Here is a 25,138-nt window from a genome sequence, read left to right as displayed (position 1 = left end):
CCGGTCAGGCGCCGCGCTCGATCCAGACCGCCGTGTCGTGGAACACGGCGCCGCCGCGCGGCGCACCGGCGTCGGCCGAGGTCAGGGTGTTGACGCCGAGGCCGTCGGGGAAAGCCTTGTTGGGCCAGATCGACTCGATGACCACGACGTCGGGCTGGACGCCGTCGAAGGCCCTGGCGTGCAGGCGGATCGAGCCGCGCGCGTTGCCGACCCTCATCAGATCGCCGTCGGCGGCGCCGAGGTCGTCGAGCGCGCCCGGGTGGATCAGCAGGGTCGGCCGCTGCTCGCGCTTCCGGGAGCCCGGGGTCTCGGTGAAGGTCGAGTTGAGGTAGCTGCGCGCCGGGGCGGCGACCAGGCGGAAGGGATGCTTCTCGTCCTGCAGGTCGATCGCCGTCCAGTAGTCGGCGCGCGGCGGCATGCCGGCGTGCGCCTGGCCGATTGCCGCCCAATCGGCGGTGAAGCGGTAGCGGCCGCCGGGATGGGCGAAGCCCTCGCGGAAGTGCTGGCGGTCGGGGCTGTCGCTGCAGTCGAGCCAGCCGTCGCCCTCCAGCAGGTCGAGCGCCGAGCCGTGACCCGAGGCCTGCCAGGTCGCCTCGATCAGCTCCAGGGCGGTCATCTCGAAGCCGGGGTGCGCGACGCCCAGCCGCTTCGCCAGGGCGCAGATCACCTCGTGGTTGGAGCGGCACTCGCCCGGCGCCTCGACGACCTTCTGCGTGACCTGCAGCCAGGTGTGGCCGCTCGCCGTGTAGAAGTCGTCGTGCTCCAGGAACATGGTCGCCGGCAGCACGATGTCGGCCATTGCCGCGGTCTCGGTGAGGAACTGCTCGTGGACGCAGGTGAAGAGGTCGTCGCGGGCGAGGCCGGCGAGGCACTTCTTCGTCTCCGGGCAGACGTTGGCCGGGTTGGTGTTCTGGACGAAGAGGGCGGTCACCGGCGGGCCGTCGCCCAGGTCCCCGGGATCGCCGGTCATGACCGGACCGAAGCGCGACTGGTCGAGCTTGCGCACCGACCTGTCGAGCAGGTCCAGGCCCTCGATCAGGGTCTTGTCGAGGTGGTAGATCGCGCCGTTGCCCCAGAGCGCGCCGCCGCCCTCGACCGCCCAGGCGCCGGTCACCGCCGGCAGGCCGGAGACGGCGTGCACCGAGGCGGCGCCGTTGCGCGAGCGCGAGAAGCCGTAGCCGACCCGGATGAAGGACTTCTTCGTCGAGCCGTAGAGCCGCGCGAAGCCCTCGATCGCCTCGACCGTCAGGCCGGTGATCGGCGCCGCCCACTCGGGCGGGCGGGCCAGGAAGTGCGCCTCGGCCCCGGCGTCCCAGTCGGTCATGCGGGCCAGGTAGTCGCGGTCCGCCAGGCCCTCGCGCAGCAGCACGTGGATCACCGCGGCGGCGAGCGCGGCGTCGGTGCCGGGCTTGAGGCAGAGGTGGATGTCGGCCTGCTCGGCCGTGCCGGTGCGGTAGGGGTCGACGACGACCAGCTTGGCGCCGCGCGCCTTGCGGGCCTTGGCGATCCAGGTCATGACGTTGACCTGGGTCGAGACCGGGTTGCCGCCCCAGACCACGACGAGGTCGCTCTTCTCGATCTCGCGGGCGTCGACCCCCGACTTGGCGCCGACCCCGGCCAGCCAGCCGGATTCGGCGAGCGTCGTGCAGATCGTCGACCACTGGCGGGACCAGCGCTTGGCGTGGCGCAGCCGCTCGATGCCGTCGCGCTGCACGTGGCCCATGGTCCCGGCGTAGAAGTAGGGCCAGACCGTCTCGCTGCCGTAGCGCGCCTCGGCCTCGGCCAGGCGGTGCGCGACCTCGTCGAGCGCCTCGTCCCAGGAGATCTCGCGGAAGGCCTCGCGGCCCACGCCCTTGGCGCCGACTCGCTTCAGCGGATTCAGCAGGCGGTCGGGATGGTGGATGCGCTCGGCGTAGCGGGCGACCTTGGCGCAGATCACGCCCGCCGTGTAAGGGTGCTCGGGGTGGCCGCGAACCTTGCCGATGCGGCCGGGGGCGGGGCCTCCCGGCGCGTGGGCGTCGCCCGGCTCCAGCACCTCGACCTGCAGGGCGCAGGTCGAGGGGCAGTCGTGGGGACAGGTCGAGCGGGCCCAGATGTTCGGGCGCGCGGACGGCGAGGCGGGGGAGGCGTCGAGCGGCATTCCGCCACTCTAGAGCAGATCGTGACCTGAAGGAATCGCGTCGCGATCCCGCAGGTCACGTGAATCTGCTCTATCTCTATGATCCCAGACCGGATTCACGTGATCGATCGGAACCCGAGCGGTTCCGATCGATCACGATCCGGTCTGGCGAAGTCGGCGGCGGACGGAAATCGGTGCTAGTCTTCCTGCAACGCATGCGGGCGATCGGTTCTTCCGGTTTCGCCCAGGCAGTCCCCGACGTCCGGCAGGAGGGACCCCGTCCATGATCGCCAAGCGTCCGCTGTTCGCCGCCGTCGCCCTGCTGGGCGGCCTGTCGTCGACCGCCGCCCTCGCCGAGACCGCCGGTTCGGCCCGGCAGGGCGCTGAGGTCGCCGGGCGCTGGTGCACCGCCTGCCACGCCACCGGCGTCGGCGCGAAGGCAGCCGACGCGGCGCCCAGCTTCGAGGAGATCGCCCGCGACCGCTCGCCGGACTACATCCGCGGCTTCCTCGCCAATCCGCACAGCCGCCAGGCGATGCCCAGGTTCGAGCTCAGCCGCCAGGACATCGAGGACCTGGTCGCCTACATCGAATCGCTGAGGTAGCGCCGGCGCCGCCGCTGCCCGGACGGCACCTGCCGGCCGACGGACGGACCGCCGATTCGACTATAGGTCGGCGCCTGCAGTCTGGTAGATTCCGCGGTCTGGGAAGATCCCCGAGCAAGATCGCAAGAACCACCAGAGGGAGGGAAACACTCGATGATGCGAAGCCTGACAGGACTGTTGACCGGCGCGGCGCTGGCCGGTCTCGTCGCGGCGGCACCGGCCTATGCCCAGTGCGACAGCGGCGAGATGGTCATCAAGTTCAGCCACGTCGTGGCGCCCCAGGGCAATCCGAAGGGCGAGGCCGCCACCAAGCTGGCGCAGCGCATCAACGACGAGATGAACGGCGTCGCCTGCATGGAGGTCTACCCGAACTCCCAGCTCTACAACGACGACAAGGTGCTGGAGGCGATGCAGCTGGGCGACGTCCAGATGGCCGCGCCCTCGCTGTCGAAGTTCGAGAAGTACACCAAGAAGCTGCGCATCTTCGACCTGCCCTTCCTGTTCAAGGACATCGAGGCGGTCGACCGCTTCCAGATGAGCGACAAGGGCCAGGAGCTGCTCGGCTCGATGAAGAGCAAGGGCCTGCTCGGCCTCGCCTACTGGCACAACGGCATGAAGCAGCTCTCGGCCAACAAGCCGCTGATCGAGCCGTCCGACGCCGCCGGCCTGAAGTTCCGCATCCAGACCTCCGACGTGCTGGAGGCGCAGTTCAAGGCGCTCGGCGCGAACCCGCAGAAGATGGCCTTCTCCGAGGTCTACGGCGCGCTGCAGACCGGCGTCGTCGATGGCCAGGAGAACACCTGGTCGAACATCTACACCAAGAAGTTCTACGAGGTGCAGGACGGCATCACCCACACCGACCACGGCATCATCGACTACCTGGTGGTGGTCTCGGCCGACTGGTGGACCGGCCTGAAGCCCGACGTCCGCGACAAGCTCAAGAAGATCCTCCTGGAGGTGACCAGGGAGAGCAACGAGGCCTCGGCGGCGATCAACGAGGACAACCGCAAGAAGATCCTCGCGGCCGGCACCACGATCCGCGAGCTGACGCCGACGCAGCGCGAGGACTGGGTCAAGGCCGTCGAGCCGGTCTGGACGCAGTTCGAGGGCGACATCGGCGCCGACATGATCGCGGCGGCCAAGGCGGCCAACAACGGCTGAGCCCGGCGGCGGCCCCGGCCGGCGGCGACGCCGGCCGGGGCGCCTGTCCGGCCTGCGGGGGGGGAGGGGCGGCGGTGCAGTCTGTCGGCCAGGTCGTCAACCGCATCGAGGAAGGCCTGATCTCCTTCTTCTTCGCGGCCATGGTGCTGATCACCTTCCTGCAGGTGGTGCTGCGCTACTGCTTCAACGAAGGCTTCGTCTGGGCGCTGGAGCTGACCACCTACTGCTTCGCCTGGATGGTGCTGATCGGCATCTCCTGGGGCGTCAAGGTCAACACGCACCTCGGCGTCGACGCCTTCGTCAAGCTCTTCCCGGGCAGGGTCCAGCGCGCGCTCATCCTGTTCGGCTGCCTCTGCTGCATCGCCTACGCGGCGATCCTGCTGATCGGCGCCTGGGAGTACATCTCCAAGATCTACCGGATCGGCATCGCGACCGAGGACCTCTACGTCCCGCGGTTCCTGGGCGAGCTGATCCACGGCAGCCAGGGCTACGAGGAGATCCCGATCCCGCGCTGGATCCCCTATTCGGCGCTGCCGATCGGCCTGACCCTGCTGCTGTTCCGCTTCGTCCAGGCCTTCTGGCTGCTGCTGACCGGCCGGCGCGCGACGCTGATCGCCGGCCACGAGGCCGAGGAGATGGCCGAGGAGGCGAAGCGCGGCGGCCTCGCCGACGCGGGCCGCTGAGGGCCGGGCCATGGAATCGCTGCTGCTCTTCGTCCTGGTCCTGCTGCTGCTCGTCCTCGGCGTGCCGATCGCGGTCTCGCTCGGCCTGTCGAGCCTGACCATCATCCTGCTGTTCAGCAACGACTCCCTCGCCTCGACGGCGCTCAAGCTGTTCAACGCGATGGAGCACTACACGCTGCTCGCGATCCCCTTCTTCATCCTGTCCTCGACCTTCCTGTCGACCGGCGGGGTGGCGCAGCGGATCATCCGCTTCTCGGTCGCCTGCGTCGGCTCGTTCCGCGGCGGCCTCGCCATGGCCGGCGTCTTCGCCTGCATGATGTTCGCGGCGCTCTGCGGCTCCTCGCCGGCGACGGTGGTGGCGATCGGCTCGATCGTCATCGGCGGCATGCGCCAGGTCGGCTACAGCCGCGACTTCGCCGCCGGGGTCATCTGCAACGCCGGCACGCTCGGCATCCTCATCCCGCCCTCGATCGTCATGGTGGTCTATGCCGCCGCCACCGACGTCTCGGTCGGGCGGATGTTCCTGGCCGGCGTGATCCCCGGCGCGCTGGCCGGCGTCATGCTGATGGTCGGCATCTACGTCGCCGCGGTGCGCCGCGGCCTGCCGGCGCAGCCCTGGCAGGGCCTGGGCGAGATCCTCTCGGCGGCCGGCGACGCGGCCTGGGGCCTGTTCCTGATCGTGATCATCCTGGGCGGCATCTACGGCGGCATCTTCACGCCGACCGAGGCGGCCGCCGTCGCCGCGGTCTACTCCTTCCTGATCGCGGTCTACGTCTACCGCGACCTCGGCCCGCTGAAGGGCGTGCCCTGGCGCAGGGAAGGCGAGGGGCTGGGCGGCGCGGTGCTGCGCAACGGCATCGCCACGCTGCGCGCCTTCCTGCCCGGCTGCTTCCATGCCGACACCCGCAAGGTGCTGGTCGAGGCGGCGCGCGTCACGCTGATGCTGATGTTCATCATCGCCAACGCGCTGCTCTTCGCCCACGTGCTGACCAGCGAGCGGATCCCGCAGGTGATCACCGAGACCTTCATCCAGGCCGGCCTCTCGCCCTGGATGTTCCTGGTCGTGGTCAACCTGCTGCTGCTGCTCGGCGGCCAGTTCATGGAGCCCTCGGGCCTGCTGCTGATCGTGGCGCCGGTGGTCTTCCCGATCGCGATCAAGCTCGGCATCGACCCGATCCACCTGGGCATCGTCATGGTCGTGAACATGGAGATCGGCATGATCACGCCGCCCGTGGGCCTCAACCTCTTCGTGACCTCGGGCATCACCGGCATGTCGGTCATCCAGGTCGTCCGCGCGGCGCTGCCCTGGCTCGGCATTCTCTTCGTCTTCCTGATCCTGATCACCTACGTGCCCTGGATCTCGACGGTGCTGCCGAACCACCTGATGGGGCCGGAGGTGGTGCGGTAGGCGGGGCGCCGGCGGAGCGGCCGGCGACTCGGGGCTTCCCTCGAATCCGCCCGCTCCGGTAGCCAGGAAAGCGGCGACAAGATGTCAGGAGGACAGCCCGCCGTGAGCGTGCTCGCACCCAATCCGTCCGTCTCCTTCGCGCCGGCTGTGGCCGGCCCGCGCGTCGTCGTGCTGGGCAACGAGAAGGGCGGCAGCGGCAAGTCGACGACCGCCATGCACCTGGTCGTCGCGCTGCTGCGCCTCGGCTACAAGGTCGGCGTCGTCGACCTCGACGCCCGCCAGGGCACGCTCAGCCGCTACGTCGAGAACCGCACGGCCTTCGTGCAGTCGACCGGCCTGCCGCTGCCGCTGCCCGAGCTGCGCCGGGTCGCGCGCTCCGAGAGCCCGAGCCGCGAGGTCGCCGAGAGCGAGGAGCGCACGCGCTTCGACGGCGCGCTGGCCGAGCTTGCCGGCCTCGACTTCCTGGTGATCGACACCCCCGGCAGCGACTCGCACCTCTCGCGGCTCGGCCACCAGGCCGCCGACGTGCTGATCACGCCGCTCAACGACTCCTTCATCGACCTCGACCTGCTGGCCCGCATCGATCCGGAGGGCCGGCGCATCCTCGGCCCCAGCGTCTACAGCCAGATGGTCTGGGAGCAGCGCCAGCAGCGCGCCCGCGCCGGCGGCCGGCCGGTCGACTGGATCGTCATGCGCAACCGCCTCTCGCACCTCGACGCGCGCAACAAGCAGAAGGTCGGCGGCCTGCTCGACCAGCTGGCCAAGCGCATCGGCTTCCGCCTGGCGCCGGGTTTCGGCGAGCGCGTGATCTTCCGCGAGCTGTTCCCCAAGGGCCTGACCCTGCTCGACCTGCGCGAGGCCGGCACCGACCTGACGCTGTCGCACCTGGCGGCGCGCCAGGAGGTCTTCTCGCTGCTGTCCGCCCTCGGCCTGGAGGCCGATCCGGGAGAGGACTGAGCGGCGCCCGGCGCCTGCCCGACCGGCGTCTTCCACGCTGGCGGGCAGCCGCCGCCCGCATTATCTCTTTAGGCGATGGAGCGCCGTCGCCGATGAACGACCGACCCAAGCAATCCGAGGGCAGGCTGCCGAGCGAGACCGGCGGGACCGGCGCCGAGGTCGACGCCTTCCTGCGCAAGGTGGCGGCGATCCGCCCGACGGCCGCCGGCGGCGGGCGCGGCCGGCTGATCTTCGCGCTCGACGCGACCGCCAGCCGGCAGCCGACCTGGGACGGCGCGATGCAGATCCAGGCCGAGATGTTCGAGCAGGCCGGCGCGCTCGGCGGCCTCGACGTCCAGCTGGTGTTCTACCGCGGCTTCGGCGAGTGCAAGGCCAGCAAGTGGCAGAGCGAGGCCAGGGGCCTGCTGCGCGCGATGACCGCCGTGACCTGCCTGGCCGGCCGCACCCAGATCGCCCGCGTGCTGCGCCATGCCCTCGGCGAGACCGCGAAGAAGAAGGTCAACGCCCTGATCTTCGTCGGCGACGCCATGGAGGAGGCGCTCGACGAGCTCGGCCACCTGGCCGGCGAGCTGGGCCTGCGCGGCCTGCCCTGCTTCCTGTTCCACGAGGGCCGCGACCCGGTCGCCCGCGATGCCTTCGAGCAGATCGCCCGGCTGTCGGGCGGCGCCTGCTGCCGCTTCGATCCCTCGGCGCCGCAGCAGCTGCGCGACCTGCTGGCCGCCGTCGCGGTCTATGCCGCCGGCGGCCGCAAGGCGCTGGCCGACTTCTCCGAGCGGCGCGGCGGCATCGTGCGCCAGCTCACCCACCAGGTCCGCTAGCGCATGGCCGCGCGGGGCGGGCCGGGGCGGGGCCGACGGGAGCAGGGCCTGCGCGGGGAGGACGGCCGATGATCGCCTACGTCCTGTTCGGCCTGATCCTGATCGGCGGCATCGTGCTGCTGCTCAAGTGGTTCACCACGGTCGAGCCGAAGCAGGTGCTGCGCGCCCTGACCTGGGTCGGCGCGGCGCTCGGCGTCGGCCTGATCCTGTTCCTGCTGTGGGGCGGCGCCCGGGTGCTGGCGCCCTTCGCCTTCGCCTTCCTGCTGCCGCTGCTGTTCCGCCTGCCGGGCCTGCTGCGCCGGCTGCGCAGCTCGCTCGGCCCGCAGCCCGGGCAGACCTCGACCGTCGAGACCCGCTTCCTGCGCATGGTGCTGGACCACGACACCGGCGCGATGAGTGGCACGGTGCGCGAGGGGCCCTGGCGCGGCCGGCGGCTCGACGAGCTGAGCGAGGCCGAGCTGCTCGAGCTGTGGCGCGAGTGCCGGGCCGAGGACGAGCAGTCGACGGCGGTGCTCGAGGCCTACCTCGACCGCGTGCACGGCGACGACTGGCGCCAGGGGGCTGGGCAGGGTGCCGGCCAGAGTGCCGGATCGGCGCCGGGCGGCGGCCCTGGCGGCGGCCCTGGCGGCGCCGGGGGGCGCGAGGCGAGCGGCGGCATGAGCCGGGACGAGGCGCTGCAGGTGCTCGGCCTGGAGGAGGGCGCCGACGAAGCGGCGATCCGCGCCGCGCACCGCCGGCTGATGCGCCAGTTCCATCCGGACAGCGGCGGCTCGAACTACCTCGCCGCCAAGATCAATCAGGCGAAGGAGCGGCTGCTCGGCCGCTGACGACCTGCACAGGGGGAAGCGATGACGGCTGGCGTGACGATCCTCGACGGCGGCATGAGCCGCGAGCTGGTGCGGCTGGGTGCCGAGCTGCGCCAGCCGGAATGGTCGGCGCTGGCCCTGATCGAGCGGCCGGAGATCGTCCGGCGCGTGCATGAGGAGTTCATCGCCGCCGGCGCCGGGGTGATCACAACGAACAGCTATGCGCTGGTGCCCTTCCACATCGGCGAGGCGCGCTTCCGCGCCGAGGGCCTGGCCTTGGCGCGGCGTGCCGGCGAGCTGGCCCGCCAGGCGGCCGACGCCGCGCCGGGCGGCGGGGCGCGGGTCGCCGGCTGCCTGCCGCCGGTCTTCGGCTCCTACGAGCCCCGGGCCTTCGATCCGTCGCGCGTCCAGGACTATCTCTCGGTGCTGGTCGAGGGCCTCGCGCCCTACGTCGACCTCTGGCTCGGCGAGACGCTGAGCCTGATCGCGGAGGGCGCGGCCGTGAAGACGGCGACCGCCGCCACCGGCAAGCCCTTCTGGATCTCCTTCACGCTCGACGACGGCGAGGCGGCGGATCCCGCGGGCCCGGCGCGGCTGCGGTCCGGCGAGACCGTGGCGGCGGCGGCGGGCTGGGCGCTCGAGGCCGGCGCCGGAGCATTGCTGTTCAACTGCAGCCAGCCCGAGTTCATGGCCGCCGCGGTCCGCCAGGCGGCCGGGACCGTCACGGCCGCCGGCCGGGCGCTGCCGCTCGGGGTCTATGCCAATGCCTTCGAGCCCAAGCCGCGCAGCCACCGGGCCAACGAGGGGCTGAGCGAGACGCGCGGCGAACTGACCCCCGAGCTCTACCTGGACTTCGCGCGCGACTGGACGGCTGCCGGCGCGCGCATCATCGGCGGCTGCTGCGGCATCGGCGTCGGCCACATCCACGGCCTCGCCCGGGCCTTCGGAGGGAGCGCCGCCGGCTGACCGGCGGCCGGCTCAGCGATAGAGCCAGAGGTCGGTCTCGTTGAACGAGAGCTGCGGCCGGAAGCTCGGGAACTGGTCCTGCGGCTGAGGCCAGCGGTAGCGGTTGTCGAGGACCAGGACCTCGTCGTCGAGCTTGACCGCCAGCAGGGCGTGGCCGCTGACCCGGTCGGCGTCGACGCCGGTTACCAGGCGCAGGCCGTCCTCGGTCACCCCGAGGCGCCGCAGCAGGAAGTATTTCGCAATCGCAAAATCCTCACAATCGCCCCCGAAGGTCACGAAGCTGTCCGGGTCGAGCCAGCGATCGCGCACGCGGAAGCGGGCTTCGTCGGACCGGTAGGGGATGTCGTTGAGGATCGCATTGGTTGCGCAGACGAGATGAAAGAGACTGCCTCCGCCCCGGCGCTGGACCCGCTCGATGATGCGCTGCCAGGCCGGCGAGCCGCCGACCCGCGCCCGCCGCACGACGTCGCTCCAGATCGCGTACTGGCCGATGCCGTTCGGCACCCTGACGGCATCGCGGCCGAACAGCCGCCAGGCCGAGGCGTCGGTCATGGGAACCGCGGTCATCGCTCGCGCATTGACCGGCAGGCAGGCTCCGGCGAGCAGGCCCGCGCCGATGCGCGCGAGAAAATCCCGACGGCCTGATCGCGCGGTCATTGTGCCTCAACCCCGTAGTACTCGGCTCCGGAGAATCCTTATGGTTTCTATGTAAACGTAATATGTCTTTGTGACCGCTCGTTGACCTTTCCCGACAGGTTTGACGAGCCGTCGACCCGGTGCCGGCCGTCCGTCCGGCCGGTGCGGTTGTCGCCTATCGCAGGCTGTGGCAAGACTGCGCCCGCCGGGTCCATCGACACCCCCCTGGATCCACAGCAGATCGGCGTGACACCCATGAAGAAGATCCGCAAGGCAGTCTTCCCCGTCGGCGGCCTCGGCACGCGCTTCCTGCCGGCCACCAAGGCGATGCCGAAAGAGATGCTGCCGATCGTCGACAAGCCCCTGATCGAGTATGCGGTCGAGGAGGCGAAGGCGGCCGGCATCGAGGAGTTCATCTTCGTCACGGGGCGCGGCAAGTCGGCGATCGAGGACCACTTCGACCATTCCTGGGAGCTGGAGACGGCGCTCTACCAGCGCGGCAAGACCGAGCTGCTGGAGGCCTCGCGGGCCTCGCTGCTGAAGCCCGGCCAGGTCGCCTACACCCGCCAGCAGGATCCGCTCGGCCTGGGCCATGCGGTCTGGTGCGCGCGCCGCATCATCGGCGACGAGCCCTTCGCGGTGCTGCTCGCCGACGACCTGGTGATGGCCGACGAGCCCTGCCTCGCGCAGATGTTCGAGGTCTACAACGAGACCGGCGGCAACGTCGTCGCGGTGATGGACGTGCCCAAGGGCCAGACCGACCGCTACGGCATCCTCGACGTGGTCTCGGAGCAGGGGCGCCTGGCCAAGGCCCGCGGCCTGGTCGAGAAGCCGAAGCCGGCCGACGCCCCCTCGACCCTGTCGATCATCGGCCGCTACATCCTGCAGCCCGAGGTCATGCACGAGCTCGGCCGGCAGCAGGCCGGCGCCGGCGGCGAGATCCAGCTGACCGACGCCATGGCCCGGACCATCGACAGCGTGCCGTTCCACGGCCTGCGCTTCGACGGCACGCGCTTCGACTGCGGCAGCAAGGAGGGCTTCCTGGAGGCCCAGATCGCCTTCGCCCTGCAGCGCAGCGACCTGGGCGAGGCGATGGCCGACATCATCGGCCGCTACAGCTCCGAAGCGCGCCGCATCGCTTCCTGATCCCGCCCATTCTTCCCCCACGCTTCGCCCGGAGACTTCGCGATGCGCATCGCCATGATCGGTACTGGCTACGTCGGACTGGTTTCCGGGGCCTGCTTCTCTGAGTTCGGTACGGACGTCGTCTGCGTCGACAAGGACGCCGGCAAGATCGACCGCCTGAAGCGCGGCGAGATCCCGATCTACGAGCCCGGCCTCGACCAGCTGGTCGCCAAGAACGTCAAGGCCGGCCGGCTGTCCTTCACCACCGACCTCGCCGAGGGCGTCGCCGGCTGCGACGCCGTCTTCATCGCCGTCGGCACGCCGTCGCGCCGCGGCGACGGCCACGCCGACCTCAGCTACGTCTTCGCCGCCGCCGAGGAGGTCGCGACGGCGGTCGACGGCCCGACCGTGCTGGTCACCAAGTCGACCGTGCCGGTCGGCACCGGGCGCAAGGTCAAGGAGATCGTCGACCGGGTCCGCGGCGGCGGCGACATCGAGGTCGCCTCGAACCCCGAGTTCCTGCGCGAGGGCTCGGCGATCGAGGACTTCATGCGGCCCGACCGGGTGGTCATCGGCGCCGACACCGACGAGGCGCGCGAGACGCTGCGGGCGCTCTACCGGCCGCTCTACCTCAACGAGACGCCGATCCTCTTCACCGCGCTCGAGACGGCCGAGCTGATCAAGTATGCGGCCAACGCCTTCCTGGCGATGAAGATCACCTTCATCAACGAGGTCGCCGACCTCTGCGAGAAGGTCGGCGCCGACGTCCAGCAGGTCGCCCGCGGCATCGGCCTCGACGGGCGCATCGGCGGCAAGTTCCTGCACGCCGGCCCGGGCTACGGCGGCTCCTGCTTTCCCAAGGACACCCTGGCGCTGGTGCGTACCGCCCAGGAGGCGGCGGCGCCGATCCGCATCGTCGAGACGGTCGTCGAGGTCAACGAGGCGCGCAAGCGGCGCATGGCCGAGAAGGTCGTGGCCCACTGCGGCGGCTCGGTCGAGGGCCTGACGATCGGGGTGCTCGGCCTGACCTTCAAGCCGAACACCGACGACATGCGCGACGCGCCCTCGCTGGCCATCGTGCCGGCCCTGCAGCAGGGCGGCGCCACGCTGCGCGCCTACGACCCCGAGGGCATGGCCGAGGCCCGGCGCCTGCTCGACGGCGTGACCTGGTGCCAGGATACCTACGAGGCGATCGAGGGCGCCGACTGCCTGGTCATCATCACCGAGTGGAACGCCTTCCGGAACCTCGACCTGGAGCGGGTCAGGGGCCTGATGAAGCGGCCGCGGATCGTCGACCTGCGCAACATCTACAAGCCGGAGGACATGGCCGAGCAGGGCTTCGACTACCTTTCGGTCGGCCGTCCGGCCGCGCCCGCGGGAGCCTGAGCGATGGAACGTCACACCTTCGACCAGACGGTGCTGCGCGCCTACGACGTGCGCGGCGTGGTCGGCAAGACGCTGCACGCGGCCGACGCCGAGGCGCTGGCGCGCGGCGTCGCGACCCTGGTGCGCCGACAGGGCGGGACCAGCGTCGCCGTCGGCTACGACGGGCGGCTGTCCTCGCCGGAGCTGGAGGCGGCCGTGGTGCGCGGCCTGGAGGCGAGCGGCGTCGAGGCGCTGCGCATCGGCCTGGGGCCGACGCCGATGCTCTACTATGCCGTCCACGAGCTCGATGCCGGCGGCGGCATCATGATCACCGGCTCCCACAATCCGCCCGAATACAACGGCTTCAAGCTGATGCTCGGCAAGAAGTCGCTGTTCGGCGAGACGATCCAGGAGCTCGGCCGCCTGGCCGCGGCCGGCGACTGGGAGCGCGGCGCCGGCAGCAGCCGCCAGATCGACCTGATGGAGCGCTACGTCGCCCGCCTGCTGCGCGACTTCGACGGGCCGCGCGACCTCAAGATCGCCTGGGACGCCGGCAACGGCGCCGCCGGCCCGGCCATGGTGCGCCTGACCGCCGGCCTGCCCGGCGAGCACATCCTGCTGTTCGAGGAGGTCGACGGCCGCTTCCCGAACCACCATCCCGACCCGACCGTGCCGGAGAACCTCGAGGTCCTGCGCCGGACCGTGCTGGAGCAGGGCTGTGATCTCGGCATCGCCTTCGACGGCGACGGCGACCGCATCGGCGCCCTCGACGGCCAGGGCCGGGTGCTCTGGGGCGACCAGCTGATGCTGCTGCTGGCGCGCGAGGTGCTGGCCGAGCGCCCGGGCGCCCCGATCATCGCCGACGTCAAGGCCAGCCAGGTGCTGTTCGACGGCATCGCCGCCCTCGGCGGCAGGCCGATCATGGGCCAGACCGGCCACTCGCTGGTCAAGGCGAAGATGGCCGAGACCGGTGCCCCCTTCGCCGGCGAGATGAGCGCCCACCTGTTCTTCGCCGACCGCTTCTACGGCCACGACGACGCGCTCTACGCCGCCGTGCGGCTGCTCAACGCCATCGGCCGCTTCGGCGGCAGCCTGGCCGAGTTCCGCGATTCCCTGCCCAAGGTGGTCAACACGCCGGAGCTGCGCTTCCCCTGCGACGAGACCCGCAAGTTCGGGGTGATCGAGGCGGTCGCGGCCCGGCTCAAGGAGGCCGGGGCCGAGGTCAACGATGTCGACGGCGTGCGGGTCAAGACCGCCGACGGCTGGTGGCTGCTGCGCGCCTCGAACACCCAGGACGTGCTGGTCGCGCGCTGCGAGGCGCAGGACGAGGCCGGCCTGCAGCGGCTCTACGCGGCGCTCGCCGCGCAGCTCGGCGCCAGCGGCCTGGAGGCGCCGCCGCTGTCGCTCGGCTAGGACGGCGTTCGCCGGACCCCTGGCCTCTTGAATCGTCGGCGCCGAGGCTCTATCCCGGCGCCTCTCGACGGTCCGGGGGCGACGGCGATGCGCTTCTTCTTCTACGGCACCCTGCTCGACGCCGATGTGCGGCGCCTCGTGCTCTCCGAGAGCCACGCGCGGCTCGAGCTGGCCCCGGCGACGCTGAGCGGCTGGGTCCGCACCCCGGCGCGCCACGGCAGCTTTCCGGTCGTGCGCCGGCATCCGGGCGGCCGCGTCCGGGGCCTGCTGGCCGAGGGCATCGACCTCGCCGGGCTCCATCGCATGGCCCACTTCGAGGGCGACGGCTACACGGTCGGACGCCAGGCGGTCGCGGCCGGGGGCGGCCTGGTCGAGGCCCATGTCTTCCTGCCCGAGCGGCGCGGGCTCTGCCTGGCCGGCGACTGGACGCTCCACGACTGGCAGCGCCGGCACAAGCGCCGCTTCCTGCCGCGGGTCGAGCGCTGGATGAGCGAGTTCGGCGCGGCCGGGCCCTGGTCCGGCGATCTCAGCTGGCACGCCCGGCGGCGCATCGCCGGGATCGCCCGCCAGGCCGGCGACCTGCCGCCCGGGGCCTGGCTGCGGCTCGCCGCCTGAGCGACTTTACCGGCGGTTAACCCTGGGCGCCTACCTTCCTCCGTAAGTAGTCTTACGAACGGAAAGGGCCGATGGCAGCGGAGCAGGCAGGGCAGGGCAACCTCATCGAGAGCGCGGCCCGGGAGGCCGGCGATCTCTCGATCGAGGCGGCCGACGTCGCGGGCAACGTCGAGCAGCTGAGCCGGGTCCTGGAGACCCAGGCCCAGGCCTTCTCGGCGATGGTCGAGACCGCGAACTCCTTGGCCGGCAACAACCACGCGGTGCGCGAGGCCTCCTCGCTGTCGCGCGAGGCCGCGGCCCGGGCGGCCGGCGAGATCGCCCGCTCGCGCGGCACGATCGACGAGTCGCTGGCCGCGATCCACCAGCTGGTCGCCTCGGTGCATCACATCGAGGAGCGGCTCGGCGGCCTGCAGGCGGCCCTGGCCGAGGTCGCCAAGGTCTCCGGCGACATCGACGCGATCGCCCGCCAGACCAACCTGCTGGCCCTGAACGCGACGATCGAGGCGGCGCGGGCCGGCGAGGCCGGCAAGGGCTTCGCCGTGGTCGCCGGCGAGGTCAAGGGACTGGCGACCCAGACCAGCCAGGCGACCAAGCAGATCGAGCAGACCCTGCGCGGCCTGACCGAGCAGGCCGAGGCGCTGATCGCGCGCGGCAGCGAGAGCACCGAACGCGCCCAGGCCGTGCGCAGCGGCACGACCGCGATCGGCGAGGTCGTCACCGTGCTCGAGGAGACGATCCGCCAGGTCGAGCAGCAGGCTGCCGGCATCGCCCAGTCGACCGAGGAGATCGACCGCCAGTCCGACAGCTTCCTCGGCACGCTGGAGGCCGCCTCCGAGGACCTCGGCACCTCCTCCGGCACGCTCGGCGAGGCGCGCGACCGGATCGGCCGCCTGGTGCAGATGGGCGAGCGCCTGGTCGGCCTGATGGCGAGCAGCGAGGACAATGCCCTCGACCATCCCTTCGTGGTCAAGGTCCAGGACGCCGCCCGGCAGGTCTCGGCGGCCTTCGAGCGCGGCCTCGAGGAGGGCGCGATCACCGAGGCGGCGCTGTTCGACGTCGACTACCGGCCGATTCCGGGCAGCAATCCGCAGCAGGTCATGGCCCGCTTCACCGAGTTCACCGACCGCGTGCTGCCGGCGATCCAGGAGCCGGTCCTGGCCAGCGACCCGACGATCGTGTTCTGCGCGTCGGTCGACCAGCGCGGCTACCTGCCGACGCACAATCGCAAGTTCTGCCAGCCCCAGGGCAACGACCCGGTGTGGAACAACGCCAACTGCCGGAACCGCCGGATCTTCGACGACCGGGTCGGGCTCGCCGCCGGACGCAACCAGGCGCCCTTCCTGCTGCAGGCCTACCGGCGCGACATGGGCGGCGGCCAGTTCGTCCTGATGAAGGACGTCTCGGCGCCGATCACGGTGCGCGGCCGCCACTGGGGCGCCGTGCGCCTCGCCTACAAGCCCGCCTGACGCGCGGCGGCCGCCGGCCCGAACGACGAAGGCCCGCGGCGAGCGCGCCGCGGGCCTTTCGATTCTCCGGAAGCGCCGCGGGCGCTCAGCCGTCGGTCGCGATGATCAGGCAGTCGATCGAGCGGCGCTGCAGCTCGCGGCAGGCCTTCTTCGCCTCAGCCGAGGCGAGCCCCAGGATGCGCGCCCGGTAGAGCGTCTTGTCGCCGACCGGCAGGCTGGTCACCACGACCTGCTCCGCGGGCAGCAGCTTGGGCAGCCGCGCGCTGGCCTTCTTGGCCAGCGCGAGCGCCGAATCGTAGTCGAAGAAGGCGCCGACCTGCACGCCGTAGGGGCCGCTGACGCTGGCCGCCTGGGCCGGGCGGATCAGCCCGCCGAGCACCGAGCCGTCGTCGGAAGCGCCGTCGTCGGCGGTCTCCTCGTCGTCGGACGAGTTGTCGTTGGCGACCGCGTCGTCGGCGGCGTGCGCGGCGGCGAGCAGGGTGCGCGGCTTCGGCGGCGAGGGATCCGGCGAGAAGCGCGGCAGCCCCGCCGCCTTGATGAAGCCGCGATCGAGCAGGCTCATCATGTGCCGGTCGCGCGAGCGCGAGGTGCGGCCGCCGAACACCACGGCGATCAGCCGTCGCCCGTCGCGCACCACCGAGGCCGCGAGGTTGAAGCCGGAGGCGCGGATGTACCCGGTCTTGATGCCGTCGGTGCCGTCGTACTTGGTCAGCAGGTGGTTGTGGTTCTTGTAGGTGTTGCCGTGATAGCGGAAGGCCTTCGCCGAGAACACGTCGTAGTACTGCGGGAAGTCGCGCAGCAGGGCCTTCGACAGCGTCGCTATGTCGCGGGCGGTCGAGACCTGGTGGCGGTTCGGCAGGCCGGAGGCGTTCCGGTAGGACGTGCGGCTCATGCCCAGCTCGTGGGCCTTCTCCGTCATCAGCTGCGCGAAGTGCACCTCGGTCCCGCCCAGCGCCTCGGCGATGACCACGGCGACGTCGTTTGCCGACTGCGTGGTCAGGGCCAGGATCGCGTTCTCGACGGTGATCGTGTCGCCGGCCTTGAGCCACAGCTTGGAGGGCGGCATCCCCTGAGCGCGCTTCGAGACGGGCAGCTTGTCGTCGAGCTTGACGGTACCGCGGTCGAGCGCCTCGAATAGCAGGTAGAGCGTCATCATCTTGGTGAGCGAGGCCGGGTAGTTCCGGTCGTCGGCATGGTCTTCGTGGAGCACCGTACCGGTGTCGTAGTCGATGACGATGGAAGCATACCTGGCGGAACTCGGGGTCGGCGCAGCCATCAGGGCGAGCGCCAGCGAGGCCAGAGTGAGACCGGCTAAACGCAAGGAGAATCGAGAAATTGCTCGACGAAGCACAGGTCACCTCCGAAGATTCGTCCGTAAGCCTCGCGAATCACGTCTTCTTTTACGCGAATCGGCTCGTCGCTGTCCAGGGCACAGGCGCCCGGGCGGCGCCGCTCAACCCCCGAGCCCGGCCAGCGACCGACAGCATGACGAGCTTAGGGTTAACAGGTAAAGGCTTTCCTACGATGCTCCGGACGGTGCGACGAGCGGTCCCGCTTGCCCTGCGGGGGCTCCGCCGCGGCCTCGTCGGCGGCCTCGGGCTGGGCGGCCTGCTGCTGCTCGCCGCTTGCAGCTACCGGGGCGACCTGGAGACGCCCTTCGCGCAGAAGCTGACCTGGTTCAGCCTGCTCAACGGCGACGACATCCGCGCGGCCTGCCATGCGGGCGCGCCCGACCGCATCCGGGTCGTCTACAACGGCCGCTACCAGGAGCAGCTGAGGGTCTACGACCTCGTCGCCAGCGATCCCTCCGGGCCGAACGCGGGCGGTGCCGAGCTGACCGCTCGGGTGCAGGACGCCGCGAGCTACGGCAAGCTCGGCTCGGTCGACCTGTCGACGCCGCTCTCGGCCTGGCAGTGGCAGAAGGCGCAGGCCTCCCTCGATGCGGAGGAGTTCCAGCGGCTCGAGCGCACGCTCGAGCAGGCCGGCCTCGGCCAGAAGCCGCCGGTCGGCACGGAGCTGCGCTCGACGCGCTTCTACTGGATCGCGATCGCCTGCGCCGGCGGCAAGGTCTGGTTCCAGGCCTGGCAGGCGCCGCAGACCGACGTCACCCGGCTGCCCTTCGTCTCCCTGCTGCTCGGCGCCGACCACACCGGCGTGCCGTTCAACGCGCCGCGGCCGCTGAGCGCCGCCGAGACGGCGACCGCCCAGCCCGGGCCGGAGCGCGAGCAGGACTACAAGGCCTTCAGCCTGAAGGTCACCGAGAACGGCCTGGGCGGCCTGATCTAGGGAAGCCGGTGCCGCCGGCTAGTCGTCGCGGACCAGCGAGAGCCGGCGGGCGTCGGCGGCCGGCAGCAGGCTGTCGATCCAGGGGCCGGCCGGCATCTCGGCGGCCAGCTTGGTGATGTGCTCGTTCCACCAGGTGCGCTGGGCGACCAGGTCCTCGTAGTCGTACTGCACCTCGCGCCATTGCCGGTCGAGGCTGGCGAAGGTCATCAGGTCGATCGGATAGCCGACGTCGGCCGAGGAGAAGCGGGTCGAATCGAACGACAGGTAGGCGAGCTTCAGCGCCGTCTCCATCGGCGTCTCGAAGCGCAGGGCCCGGTCCAGGATCGGCTTGCCGTAGGCCACCGCGCCGATCGAGAGGTAGGGCGTGCGCCGGTCGACGGCGATCCAGTTGCCTTCCGGATAGACCAGGAACAGCGTCGGTTCGGGATCGTCCTCCAGCTGGCCGGCGATGATGGCGTGGAGGTTGAACTTCAGGTCCGACTTCTCCAGGGCCTCGCGGTCCTGCTCCTCGACCTCGCGGATGCACTGGCAGTAGCTGTCGACCGCCTCGAGCATCGAGCTGTGGCCGTGCGGGAAGCGCTTGCGCTGGGCGCGGTCGAAGAAGGCCAGGGTCTTGTCGCGCAGCGAGCGCAGGCCCGAGGTCATGACCGCGACCTGGGCGCCCTCGGGACCGTGGCGGGTCGCCTTGCGGGCGTTGCTGACCTGGCTGCCGGAGGTGATCCGGCCGTCGGCCAGCAGCACCAGCCCGTCGTTCACCAGCAGTCCCAGGCAGTAGGTCATCGGCAGGTCACCCGCAGCGTCCCCGCCGGCCGGCGGCATCTCGATCGGCAAGCGTGACAGGTTCGCCGCGCCGCGACAAGGCAACGCAGCGGCGCTTCCCAAAGGGGCCGGGGACGGGCGGTGCGGGGCGGCGGTTTGCCCCATGTTGCAGTGCAGCAAAAAGTGCTTGACTTACAACCACGGGTGCCTATCTTCTGGGCATGTTGCGGTGCACAAACCCGCACCGGCAGTAAAAGCCAGAATCACTCAGCTCCCCCCGAGTGCCCCCAGCGAGGAGATCCCCCATGTCCACCGCCAAGAAGTCCGCCGCCACCGTCCAGCAGGACGTGCTGGCGCCCGTCGAAGCCGCCGTCAACGCCGGCAAGGAGACCGTCGAGGCCGTCATGAAGGCCGGCACCGACGCCTATGCCAAGCACTACGAGCAGACCGTCTCCCTGACCAAGGACCATGTCGAGAAGACCTCGACCATGCTGTTCCAGAACTACGACGAGATGGTTTCGCTCAACAAGGCGAACCTCGATGCCGTCGTCGCCACCACGACGACCTTCGCCAAGGCCTTCGAGGTCCTGGCCAAGGAGCTGATGGGCTTCGCCCAGGGCAACGTCGAGACCGGCATGACCACGACCAAGAAGCTGCTCGGCGCGAAGAACCTGCAGGAGATGATGGACCTGCAGAGCGAGTACAGCCGCTCGCTGTTCGACGGCTGCGTCGCCGAGAGCGCCAAGGTCGCCGAGATGTCTATGAAGACCGCGAACGAGGCCTTCGCGCCGATCCAGGAGCGGGTCCAGGTCACGGTCGAGAAGATCACGAAGCCGGCGGCTTAAGCCCCTCTTCACCACTTCCCGACTACGCTTTGGGCCCGGCGAGCGATTGCCGGGCCCTTTTCGTGTTCGCCGCTGCGGCGACGCCTTTCCCGTGTTAACCTTTGCGGAGCTGCCGTCCACGCTGTCATCGAGAGGGAGCCCCTGGTCGATGTCTGGTTCGCCGGAACGCACTGCCTGGTTCAACGGCGACTTCCTGCCGGAAAGCGCGGTGCGGATCCCGTTCCGCGACCGCGGCTTCATCCACGGCGACGGCGTCTTCGATACGGCGCGCACCTTCCGGGGCCGGATCCACAAGCTCGAGGAGCACGTCGCGCGGCTCTACCGCTCGATGGCCTACCTGAAGCTCGACTGCGGCCTCGCCCCCGAGCAGCTGATCTCGATCAGCCGGGAGCTGGTCGCCCGCAACGAGCCGCTGCGCGGCGCCGAGGGCGACTGGTGGGTGACCCAGCGGGTGACCCGCGGCGTGCCGGCCGAGGGCGCCGACGACCGTGCGGGCAGCGACCGGCCGACGATCATCGTCGAGTGCACGCCGCTGCCGCTGGCCAGGCGCGCGCCGCTGTTCCGCGACGGCATCGACGTCGTGATCCCCTGGGTGCGCCGCACGCCGCCCGAGAGCCTGTCGCCGCGCGCCAAGACCCAGAACTATCTCAACCTGGCCCTGGGCCAGCTGGAGGCCAGCGCCCAGGCGCCCGAGGCCTGGGCGGTGCTGCTCGACCTCGAGGGCAACCTCACGGAGGGCATCGGCTGCAACGTCTTCCTGGTGATCGACGGCCGGCTGAAGACGCCGCGGGCGCAGAAGGTGCTGCCCGGCATCACCCGCGAGACGGTGATGGAACTGGCGGCCGAGCTGGGAATTGCCGTCGAGGAGACCGACCTCGACCCCTACGATGCGCTGACGGCGGAGGAAGGCTTCCTGACCTCGACCAGCCTCTGCCTCTGCCCGATCCGCTCGATCGACGGCCGGCCGCTCGGCGGCGGCAAGCTGCCCGGGACCGTCACCGAGCGGCTGACACGGGCTTTTTCGGAGAGCGTGCAGTTCGACTTCGTCGGACAGTATCTCTCGCATTTGGCGGCCTGAACGATGGCGGCGCAGCCCTTGCGGCCGGGCGCCCCCTTGACTGACGGCTCCGCGCCGCAACCTAATTCATCAGGGCGGAGCCGAAGCGCCGGAGGTTGCGCGGGGCGCCCGGAGATCCGCCGGGACAAAGAGGACGATGAGCGACGACGACAACAAGCGGAGGGACGGCGGCAACTCGACCGGCGTGATCGTGCGCACCCGGACCAAGACGAAGAAGCCGTCGATGTACAAGGTCCTGATGCTGAACGACGACTACACGCCCATGGAGTTCGTCGTTCACGTTCTGGAGCGCTTCTTCGCCAAGAACCGCGAGGAGGCCACGGCGATCATGCTGCACGTGCACCGGCGGGGTGTCGGAGTCTGCGGCGTCTACACCTACGAGATCGCCGAAACCAAGGTGACCCAGGTCGTGGAGTACGCCCGCAAGCACCAGCACCCTCTGCAGTGCACTTTGGAAAAGGAATGATGCGCTAGATGCTTTCGGCCAATCTCGAAAAGACTCTGCATCGTGCCCTGGCCTTCGCCAACGAGCGCCGCCACGAATACGCCACGCTCGAGCACCTGCTGCTCGCGCTCGGCGAGGACAGTGACGCGATCGCCGTCATGCGGGCCTGCGGGGTCGACGTCGAGAAGCTCAAGAGCGAGGTCGGGGACTACATCGACAACGAGCTCTCGAACCTGATCAACGCCCACGCCGGCGAGGCCAAGCCGACCGCCGGCTTCCAGCGCGTCCTGCAGCGCGCCGCGATCCACGTGCAGTCCTCGGGCCGCGAGGAGGTCACGGGCGCCAATGTCCTGGTCGCCATGTTCTCGGAGCGCGAGAGCCACGCGGTCTATTTCCTGCAGGAGCAGGACATGACCCGTCTCGACGCGGTCAACTACATCAGTCACGGTATTGCCAAGGTGCCCGGTCACGAGAAGCCGCATACTGTGCGCGGCGCCGAGGAACAGCCGGAGGCGTCCACGGACAAGGAATCGAAGAAGGGTCGCGAGGCGCTCGACGCCTACTGCATCGACCTGAACGAGAAGGCCCGCAAGGGCAAGATCGATCCGCTGATCGGCCGCGCCCACGAGATCGAGCGCACGATCCAGGTGCTCTGTCGCCGCACCAAGAACAACCCGCTCTACGTCGGCGATCCCGGCGTCGGCAAGACGGCGATCGCCGAGGGCCTGGCGCGCCGCATCGTCGACGGTGAGGTGCCCGACGTGCTCAAGGACGCGACGATCTTCGCGCTCGACATGGGCGCGCTGCTCGCCGGCACCCGCTACCGCGGCGACTTCGAGGAGCGCCTCAAGGCGGTGATGAACGAGATGGAGCAGCAGCCGCACGCGGTGCTGTTCATCGACGAGATCCACACGGTGATCGGCGCCGGCGCCACCTCGGGCGGGGCGATGGACGCCTCGAATCTGCTGAAGCCGGCCCTGCAGGCCGGCGGCCTGCGCTGCATCGGCTCGACGACCTACAAGGAATACCGCAACTACTTCGAGAAGGACCGGGCCCTGGTCCGGCGCTTCCAGAAGATCGACGTCAACGAGCCGTCGGTCGAGGACTCGGTCAAGATCCTGCGCGGCCTCAAGCCCTACTACGAGAAGCACCACGGGGTGCGCTACACCAACGAGGCGCTGCGCAGCGCCGTCGAGCTGGCGCACCGCTACATCAACGACCGCAAGCTGCCCGACAAGGCGATCGACGTGATCGACGAGGTCGGCGCCGCCCAGACGCTGCTGCCGGAATCGCGGCGCAAGAAGCAGATCGGCGTCAAGGAGGTCGAGGCGGTGGTCGCCAAGATCGCGCGCATTCCTCCCAAATCCGTCTCGAAGGACGACAAGGAGGCGCTGCGCAACCTGGAGCGCGACCTCAAGACCATGGTGTTCGGCCAGGACAAGGCGATCGAGGCCCTGTCGAGCGCGATCAAGCTGGCCCGCGCCGGCCTGCGCGAGCCCGAGAAGCCGATCGGCTGCTACCTCTTCTCCGGCCCGACCGGCGTCGGCAAGACCGAGGTCGCCCGCCAGCTCGCCCATTCGCTGGGCATCGAGCTGACCCGCTTCGACATGTCGGAGTACATGGAGCGCCACTCGGTCAGCCGCCTGATCGGCGCGCCGCCGGGCTACGTCGGCTTCGACCAGGGCGGCCTGCTGACCGACGCGATCGACCAGCACCCGCACTCCGTGCTGCTGCTCGACGAGATCGAGAAGGCCCATCCGGACCTGTTCAACATCCTCCTGCAGATCATGGACTACGGGAAGCTGACCGATCACAACGGCAAGAACGTCGATTTCCGCAACGTCATCCTGATCATGACCACCAACGCCGGTGCCGCCGACATGGCTAAGCACGCGATCGGCTTCGGCCGCGAGAAGCGCGAGGGCGAGGACCAGGACGCGATCAACCGGATGTTCACCCCGGAGTTCCGCAACCGGCTGGACTCGGTCATCCCCTTCGCCAGCCTGACGCCGGAGATCGTCCAGCGGGTCGTCGACAAGTTCGTCATCCAGCTCGAGGCGCAGCTCGCCGACCGCAACGTCACCATCGAGCTCAGCGCCGCGGCGCGCCGCTGGCTCGGCGAGAAGGGCTTCGACCAGCACTTCGGCGCGCGTCCGCTCGGCCGGGTCATCCAGGACCGCATCAAGCGGCCGCTCGCCGAGGAGCTGCTGTTCGGCAAGCTGACCAAGGGCGGTGTCGTCAAGGTCGACATCGTCGACGGCGAGCCGGCCTTCGTCTTCGAGGAGCTGCCGGCCGGCTCCGGCAAGCCGCCGAGCGGCCGCAAGAGCGGCAACGGCGACGGCACGGCCGAGACCGACAAGGTGCCGGAGCTGGTCGGCTAGCGGCCCGCGGCGGCCCCGGGGCACCGGGGGAGACGGGGGGCGCCCTCGCCATGACCCTGCTGCCGGGGACCCGGGTCCTCGACCTCTCGCAATGGCTGCCCGGCCCGATGGCCGGGCAGCTGCTCGCCGATCTCGGCGCCGCGGTCTGCAAGGTCGAGCCGCCGGGCGGCGATCCCATGCGCGCGCTGGGGCCGGTCGACGACGATGGCGTCTCGGCCTGGTACAAGGCGATCAACGCCGGCAAGACCGTGGTCCGCCTCGACCTCAAGAGCGGCGAGGGCCGGGACGCCTTCCGCCGCCTCGTCGCCGAGGCCGACATCCTGCTGGAGAGCTACCGGCCCGGCACCCTCGACAAGCTCGGCCTCGGCCGCGACAGCCTCGCCGCCCTGAACCCGCGGCTCGTGCACTGCGCGCTCTCCGGCTATGGCCAGACCGGCCCCTACGCCCTCAAGGGCGGGCACGACATCAACTACATGGCGGTCGGCGGCGGCCTCGCGGCCTCGGGCCCCGAGGCCGCGCCGGTCATGACCTATCCGCCGGTCGCCGACCACGCCTCGGCGCTGCAGGCCGTGGTGGTGATCCTGGCCGCCCTGCTGCGCCGCGGCGGCGGTCCCGAGGCCGGGCGCGGCGCCTACCTCGACGTCAGCCTGACCGAGACCGTGCTGGCCTGGCAGGCGCTGCCGATGACCGGGGCGCTGCGCCCCGGCTGGCAGCCGACGCGCGGCCGCGCCCTGCTCAACGGCGGTGCCGCCTGCTACCGGGTCTACGGCACCGCCGACGGCCGTTTCGTCACCCTGGGCGCCATCGAGGCCAAGTTCTGGCGGTGCTTCTGCGAGGCGGTCGGCCGGCCCGGGCTGGTCGCGCGCCAGTGGGAGCCCTTCCCGCAGAAGGCGCTGATCGCCGAGGTCGAGGCGATCTTCGCCGGGCAGCCGCTGGCCCACTGGACCGCGCTGCTCGGCCCGCTCGACTGCTGCTTCGAGCCGGTGCCGGAGCTCGCCGAGGTCCCGGACCACCCGCAGGTCGCCGCCCGCGGCCAAATCCGCCGGCGCGGCCAGGAGCCGGGCGAGGGGCCGCGCGTCGAGAGCCTGCTCGGTGCCTGGATCGACGGCTCGCCGCCACCGGATCGCGCGCCGCTCCGGGAGCTGGAGCCGGCCGCCGCGCTGGCCGCCTGGCGCCGTTCCGCCGCGGTCTGAGCGGACCCC

General features: G+C 70.7%; 23 protein-coding genes. 19 read left to right on the top strand and 4 right to left on the bottom strand.

Going from position 1 to position 25,138, the window contains the following annotated elements; all coding sequences use genetic code 11:
* Nucleotides 1-4: 4 nt before the first annotated feature.
* On the bottom strand, nucleotides 5-2,140 hold the full coding sequence (locus B9O00_RS00215; protein WP_085120419.1) for a molybdopterin oxidoreductase family protein: 2,136 nt from the start codon (nucleotides 2,138-2,140) through the stop codon (nucleotides 5-7).
* A gap of 262 nt (nucleotides 2,141-2,402) precedes the next feature.
* Between B9O00_RS00215 and B9O00_RS00210 the strand changes: the two genes are divergently transcribed.
* The 8 genes from B9O00_RS00210 to B9O00_RS00175 all read left to right on the top strand — a co-directional run bounded on the left by B9O00_RS00210 (nucleotide 2,403) and on the right by B9O00_RS00175 (nucleotide 9,522).
* Nucleotides 2,403-2,723 carry a c-type cytochrome gene (locus B9O00_RS00210; RefSeq protein WP_085120418.1) on the top strand — a complete coding sequence of 107 codons (321 nt, stop codon included), beginning with the start codon at nucleotides 2,403-2,405 and terminating at the stop codon, nucleotides 2,721-2,723.
* Nucleotides 2,724-2,876: 153 nt separating this feature from the next.
* Nucleotides 2,877-3,884 carry a TRAP transporter substrate-binding protein gene (locus tag B9O00_RS00205; RefSeq protein ID WP_179243901.1) on the top strand — a complete coding sequence of 336 codons (1,008 nt, stop codon included), beginning with the start codon at nucleotides 2,877-2,879 and terminating at the stop codon, nucleotides 3,882-3,884.
* A 74-nt stretch (nucleotides 3,885-3,958) separates the two neighbouring features.
* Nucleotides 3,959-4,567, top strand: a complete 609-nt coding sequence (locus B9O00_RS00200) for a TRAP transporter small permease (RefSeq protein WP_085120417.1) — start codon at nucleotides 3,959-3,961, stop codon at nucleotides 4,565-4,567.
* Between the two features lie 10 nt (nucleotides 4,568-4,577).
* Nucleotides 4,578-5,975: a TRAP transporter large permease gene (locus B9O00_RS00195; protein ID WP_085120416.1), complete on the top strand. Its 1,398-nt coding sequence runs from the start codon at nucleotides 4,578-4,580 to the stop codon at nucleotides 5,973-5,975.
* Nucleotides 5,976-6,077: 102 nt separating this feature from the next.
* The gene (locus B9O00_RS00190; RefSeq protein WP_280523317.1) at nucleotides 6,078-6,932 is read left to right on the top strand and encodes a division plane positioning ATPase MipZ; all 855 of its coding nucleotides are present in this window, start codon (nucleotides 6,078-6,080) and stop codon (nucleotides 6,930-6,932) included.
* 92 nt (nucleotides 6,933-7,024) lie between these two features.
* The gene (locus B9O00_RS00185) at nucleotides 7,025-7,750 is read left to right on the top strand and encodes a hypothetical protein (RefSeq protein WP_085120414.1); all 726 of its coding nucleotides are present in this window, start codon (nucleotides 7,025-7,027) and stop codon (nucleotides 7,748-7,750) included.
* A gap of 68 nt (nucleotides 7,751-7,818) precedes the next feature.
* Complete coding sequence (locus tag B9O00_RS00180) at nucleotides 7,819-8,577, top strand: J domain-containing protein (RefSeq protein WP_085120413.1); 759 nt, start codon at nucleotides 7,819-7,821, stop codon at nucleotides 8,575-8,577.
* 21 nt (nucleotides 8,578-8,598) lie between these two features.
* Nucleotides 8,599-9,522: a homocysteine S-methyltransferase family protein gene (locus tag B9O00_RS00175; RefSeq protein WP_085120412.1), complete on the top strand. Its 924-nt coding sequence runs from the start codon at nucleotides 8,599-8,601 to the stop codon at nucleotides 9,520-9,522.
* A gap of 12 nt (nucleotides 9,523-9,534) precedes the next feature.
* On the opposite strand, the gene B9O00_RS00170 is transcribed toward B9O00_RS00175, so the two are convergent.
* A complete protein-coding gene (locus B9O00_RS00170; protein WP_089229517.1) occupies nucleotides 9,535-10,089 on the bottom strand; it encodes a transglutaminase-like cysteine peptidase in 555 nt (184 codons plus the stop codon).
* Nucleotides 10,090-10,413: 324 nt separating this feature from the next.
* On the opposite strand from B9O00_RS00170, the gene galU reads away from it, so the two are divergent.
* The 5 genes from galU (at nucleotide 10,414) to B9O00_RS00145 (ending at nucleotide 16,142) form a co-directional block, all read left to right on the top strand.
* Nucleotides 10,414-11,304, top strand: a complete 891-nt coding sequence (galU, locus tag B9O00_RS00165) for a UTP--glucose-1-phosphate uridylyltransferase GalU (RefSeq protein WP_085120410.1) — start codon at nucleotides 10,414-10,416, stop codon at nucleotides 11,302-11,304.
* Nucleotides 11,305-11,346: 42 nt separating this feature from the next.
* The gene (locus B9O00_RS00160; protein WP_085120409.1) at nucleotides 11,347-12,669 is read left to right on the top strand and encodes a UDP-glucose dehydrogenase family protein; all 1,323 of its coding nucleotides are present in this window, start codon (nucleotides 11,347-11,349) and stop codon (nucleotides 12,667-12,669) included.
* A 3-nt stretch (nucleotides 12,670-12,672) separates the two neighbouring features.
* Nucleotides 12,673-14,061, top strand: coding sequence for a phosphoglucomutase/phosphomannomutase PgmG (gene pgmG, locus B9O00_RS00155; RefSeq protein WP_085120408.1), 1,389 nt, complete (start codon nucleotides 12,673-12,675; stop codon nucleotides 14,059-14,061).
* A gap of 87 nt (nucleotides 14,062-14,148) precedes the next feature.
* Nucleotides 14,149-14,676 (top strand): gamma-glutamylcyclotransferase family protein, encoded by a 528-nt coding sequence (locus B9O00_RS00150; protein ID WP_085120407.1) that lies wholly within the window; start codon nucleotides 14,149-14,151, stop codon nucleotides 14,674-14,676.
* A 71-nt stretch (nucleotides 14,677-14,747) separates the two neighbouring features.
* Entirely contained in the window at nucleotides 14,748-16,142 is a 1,395-nt protein-coding gene (locus tag B9O00_RS00145; protein WP_085120406.1) for a methyl-accepting chemotaxis protein, read from the top strand.
* Between the two features lie 85 nt (nucleotides 16,143-16,227).
* Here B9O00_RS00145 and B9O00_RS00140 read toward each other — a convergent pair whose 3' ends face one another.
* Nucleotides 16,228-17,418: a D-alanyl-D-alanine carboxypeptidase family protein gene (locus B9O00_RS00140; RefSeq protein ID WP_085120405.1), complete on the bottom strand. Its 1,191-nt coding sequence runs from the start codon at nucleotides 17,416-17,418 to the stop codon at nucleotides 16,228-16,230.
* A 260-nt stretch (nucleotides 17,419-17,678) separates the two neighbouring features.
* Here B9O00_RS00140 and B9O00_RS00135 point away from each other — a divergent pair, with 260 nt between their 5' ends.
* A complete protein-coding gene (locus B9O00_RS00135) occupies nucleotides 17,679-18,428 on the top strand; it encodes a hypothetical protein (RefSeq protein ID WP_143596111.1) in 750 nt (249 codons plus the stop codon).
* 18 nt (nucleotides 18,429-18,446) lie between these two features.
* On the opposite strand, the gene B9O00_RS00130 is transcribed toward B9O00_RS00135, so the two are convergent.
* Nucleotides 18,447-19,208 (bottom strand): proteasome-type protease, encoded by a 762-nt coding sequence (locus B9O00_RS00130; RefSeq protein ID WP_085121038.1) that lies wholly within the window; start codon nucleotides 19,206-19,208, stop codon nucleotides 18,447-18,449.
* A gap of 284 nt (nucleotides 19,209-19,492) precedes the next feature.
* Here B9O00_RS00130 and B9O00_RS00125 point away from each other — a divergent pair, with 284 nt between their 5' ends.
* From B9O00_RS00125 to B9O00_RS00105, 5 genes are all read left to right on the top strand, one after another.
* Nucleotides 19,493-20,032: a phasin family protein gene (locus tag B9O00_RS00125; protein ID WP_085120403.1), complete on the top strand. Its 540-nt coding sequence runs from the start codon at nucleotides 19,493-19,495 to the stop codon at nucleotides 20,030-20,032.
* 148 nt (nucleotides 20,033-20,180) lie between these two features.
* Nucleotides 20,181-21,110, top strand: a complete 930-nt coding sequence (locus tag B9O00_RS00120; protein WP_085120402.1) for an aminotransferase class IV — start codon at nucleotides 20,181-20,183, stop codon at nucleotides 21,108-21,110.
* Nucleotides 21,111-21,246: 136 nt separating this feature from the next.
* On the top strand, nucleotides 21,247-21,576 hold the full coding sequence (clpS, locus tag B9O00_RS00115; protein WP_085120401.1) for an ATP-dependent Clp protease adapter ClpS: 330 nt from the start codon (nucleotides 21,247-21,249) through the stop codon (nucleotides 21,574-21,576).
* A gap of 8 nt (nucleotides 21,577-21,584) precedes the next feature.
* Nucleotides 21,585-23,936 carry an ATP-dependent Clp protease ATP-binding subunit ClpA gene (clpA, locus tag B9O00_RS00110; RefSeq protein WP_085120400.1) on the top strand — a complete coding sequence of 784 codons (2,352 nt, stop codon included), beginning with the start codon at nucleotides 21,585-21,587 and terminating at the stop codon, nucleotides 23,934-23,936.
* Between the two features lie 50 nt (nucleotides 23,937-23,986).
* Complete coding sequence (locus B9O00_RS00105) at nucleotides 23,987-25,129, top strand: CaiB/BaiF CoA transferase family protein (RefSeq protein ID WP_085120399.1); 1,143 nt, start codon at nucleotides 23,987-23,989, stop codon at nucleotides 25,127-25,129.
* Nucleotides 25,130-25,138 lie beyond the last annotated feature (9 nt).

Origin of the sequence: Tistlia consotensis USBA 355 (assembly GCF_900177295.1) — a bacterium.
Classification (GTDB): domain Bacteria; phylum Pseudomonadota; class Alphaproteobacteria; order Kiloniellales; family DSM-21159; genus Tistlia; species Tistlia consotensis.
The sequence above is the reverse complement of the archived record's forward strand: the minus strand, read 5'-3'. Positions and strand labels throughout refer to the sequence as shown.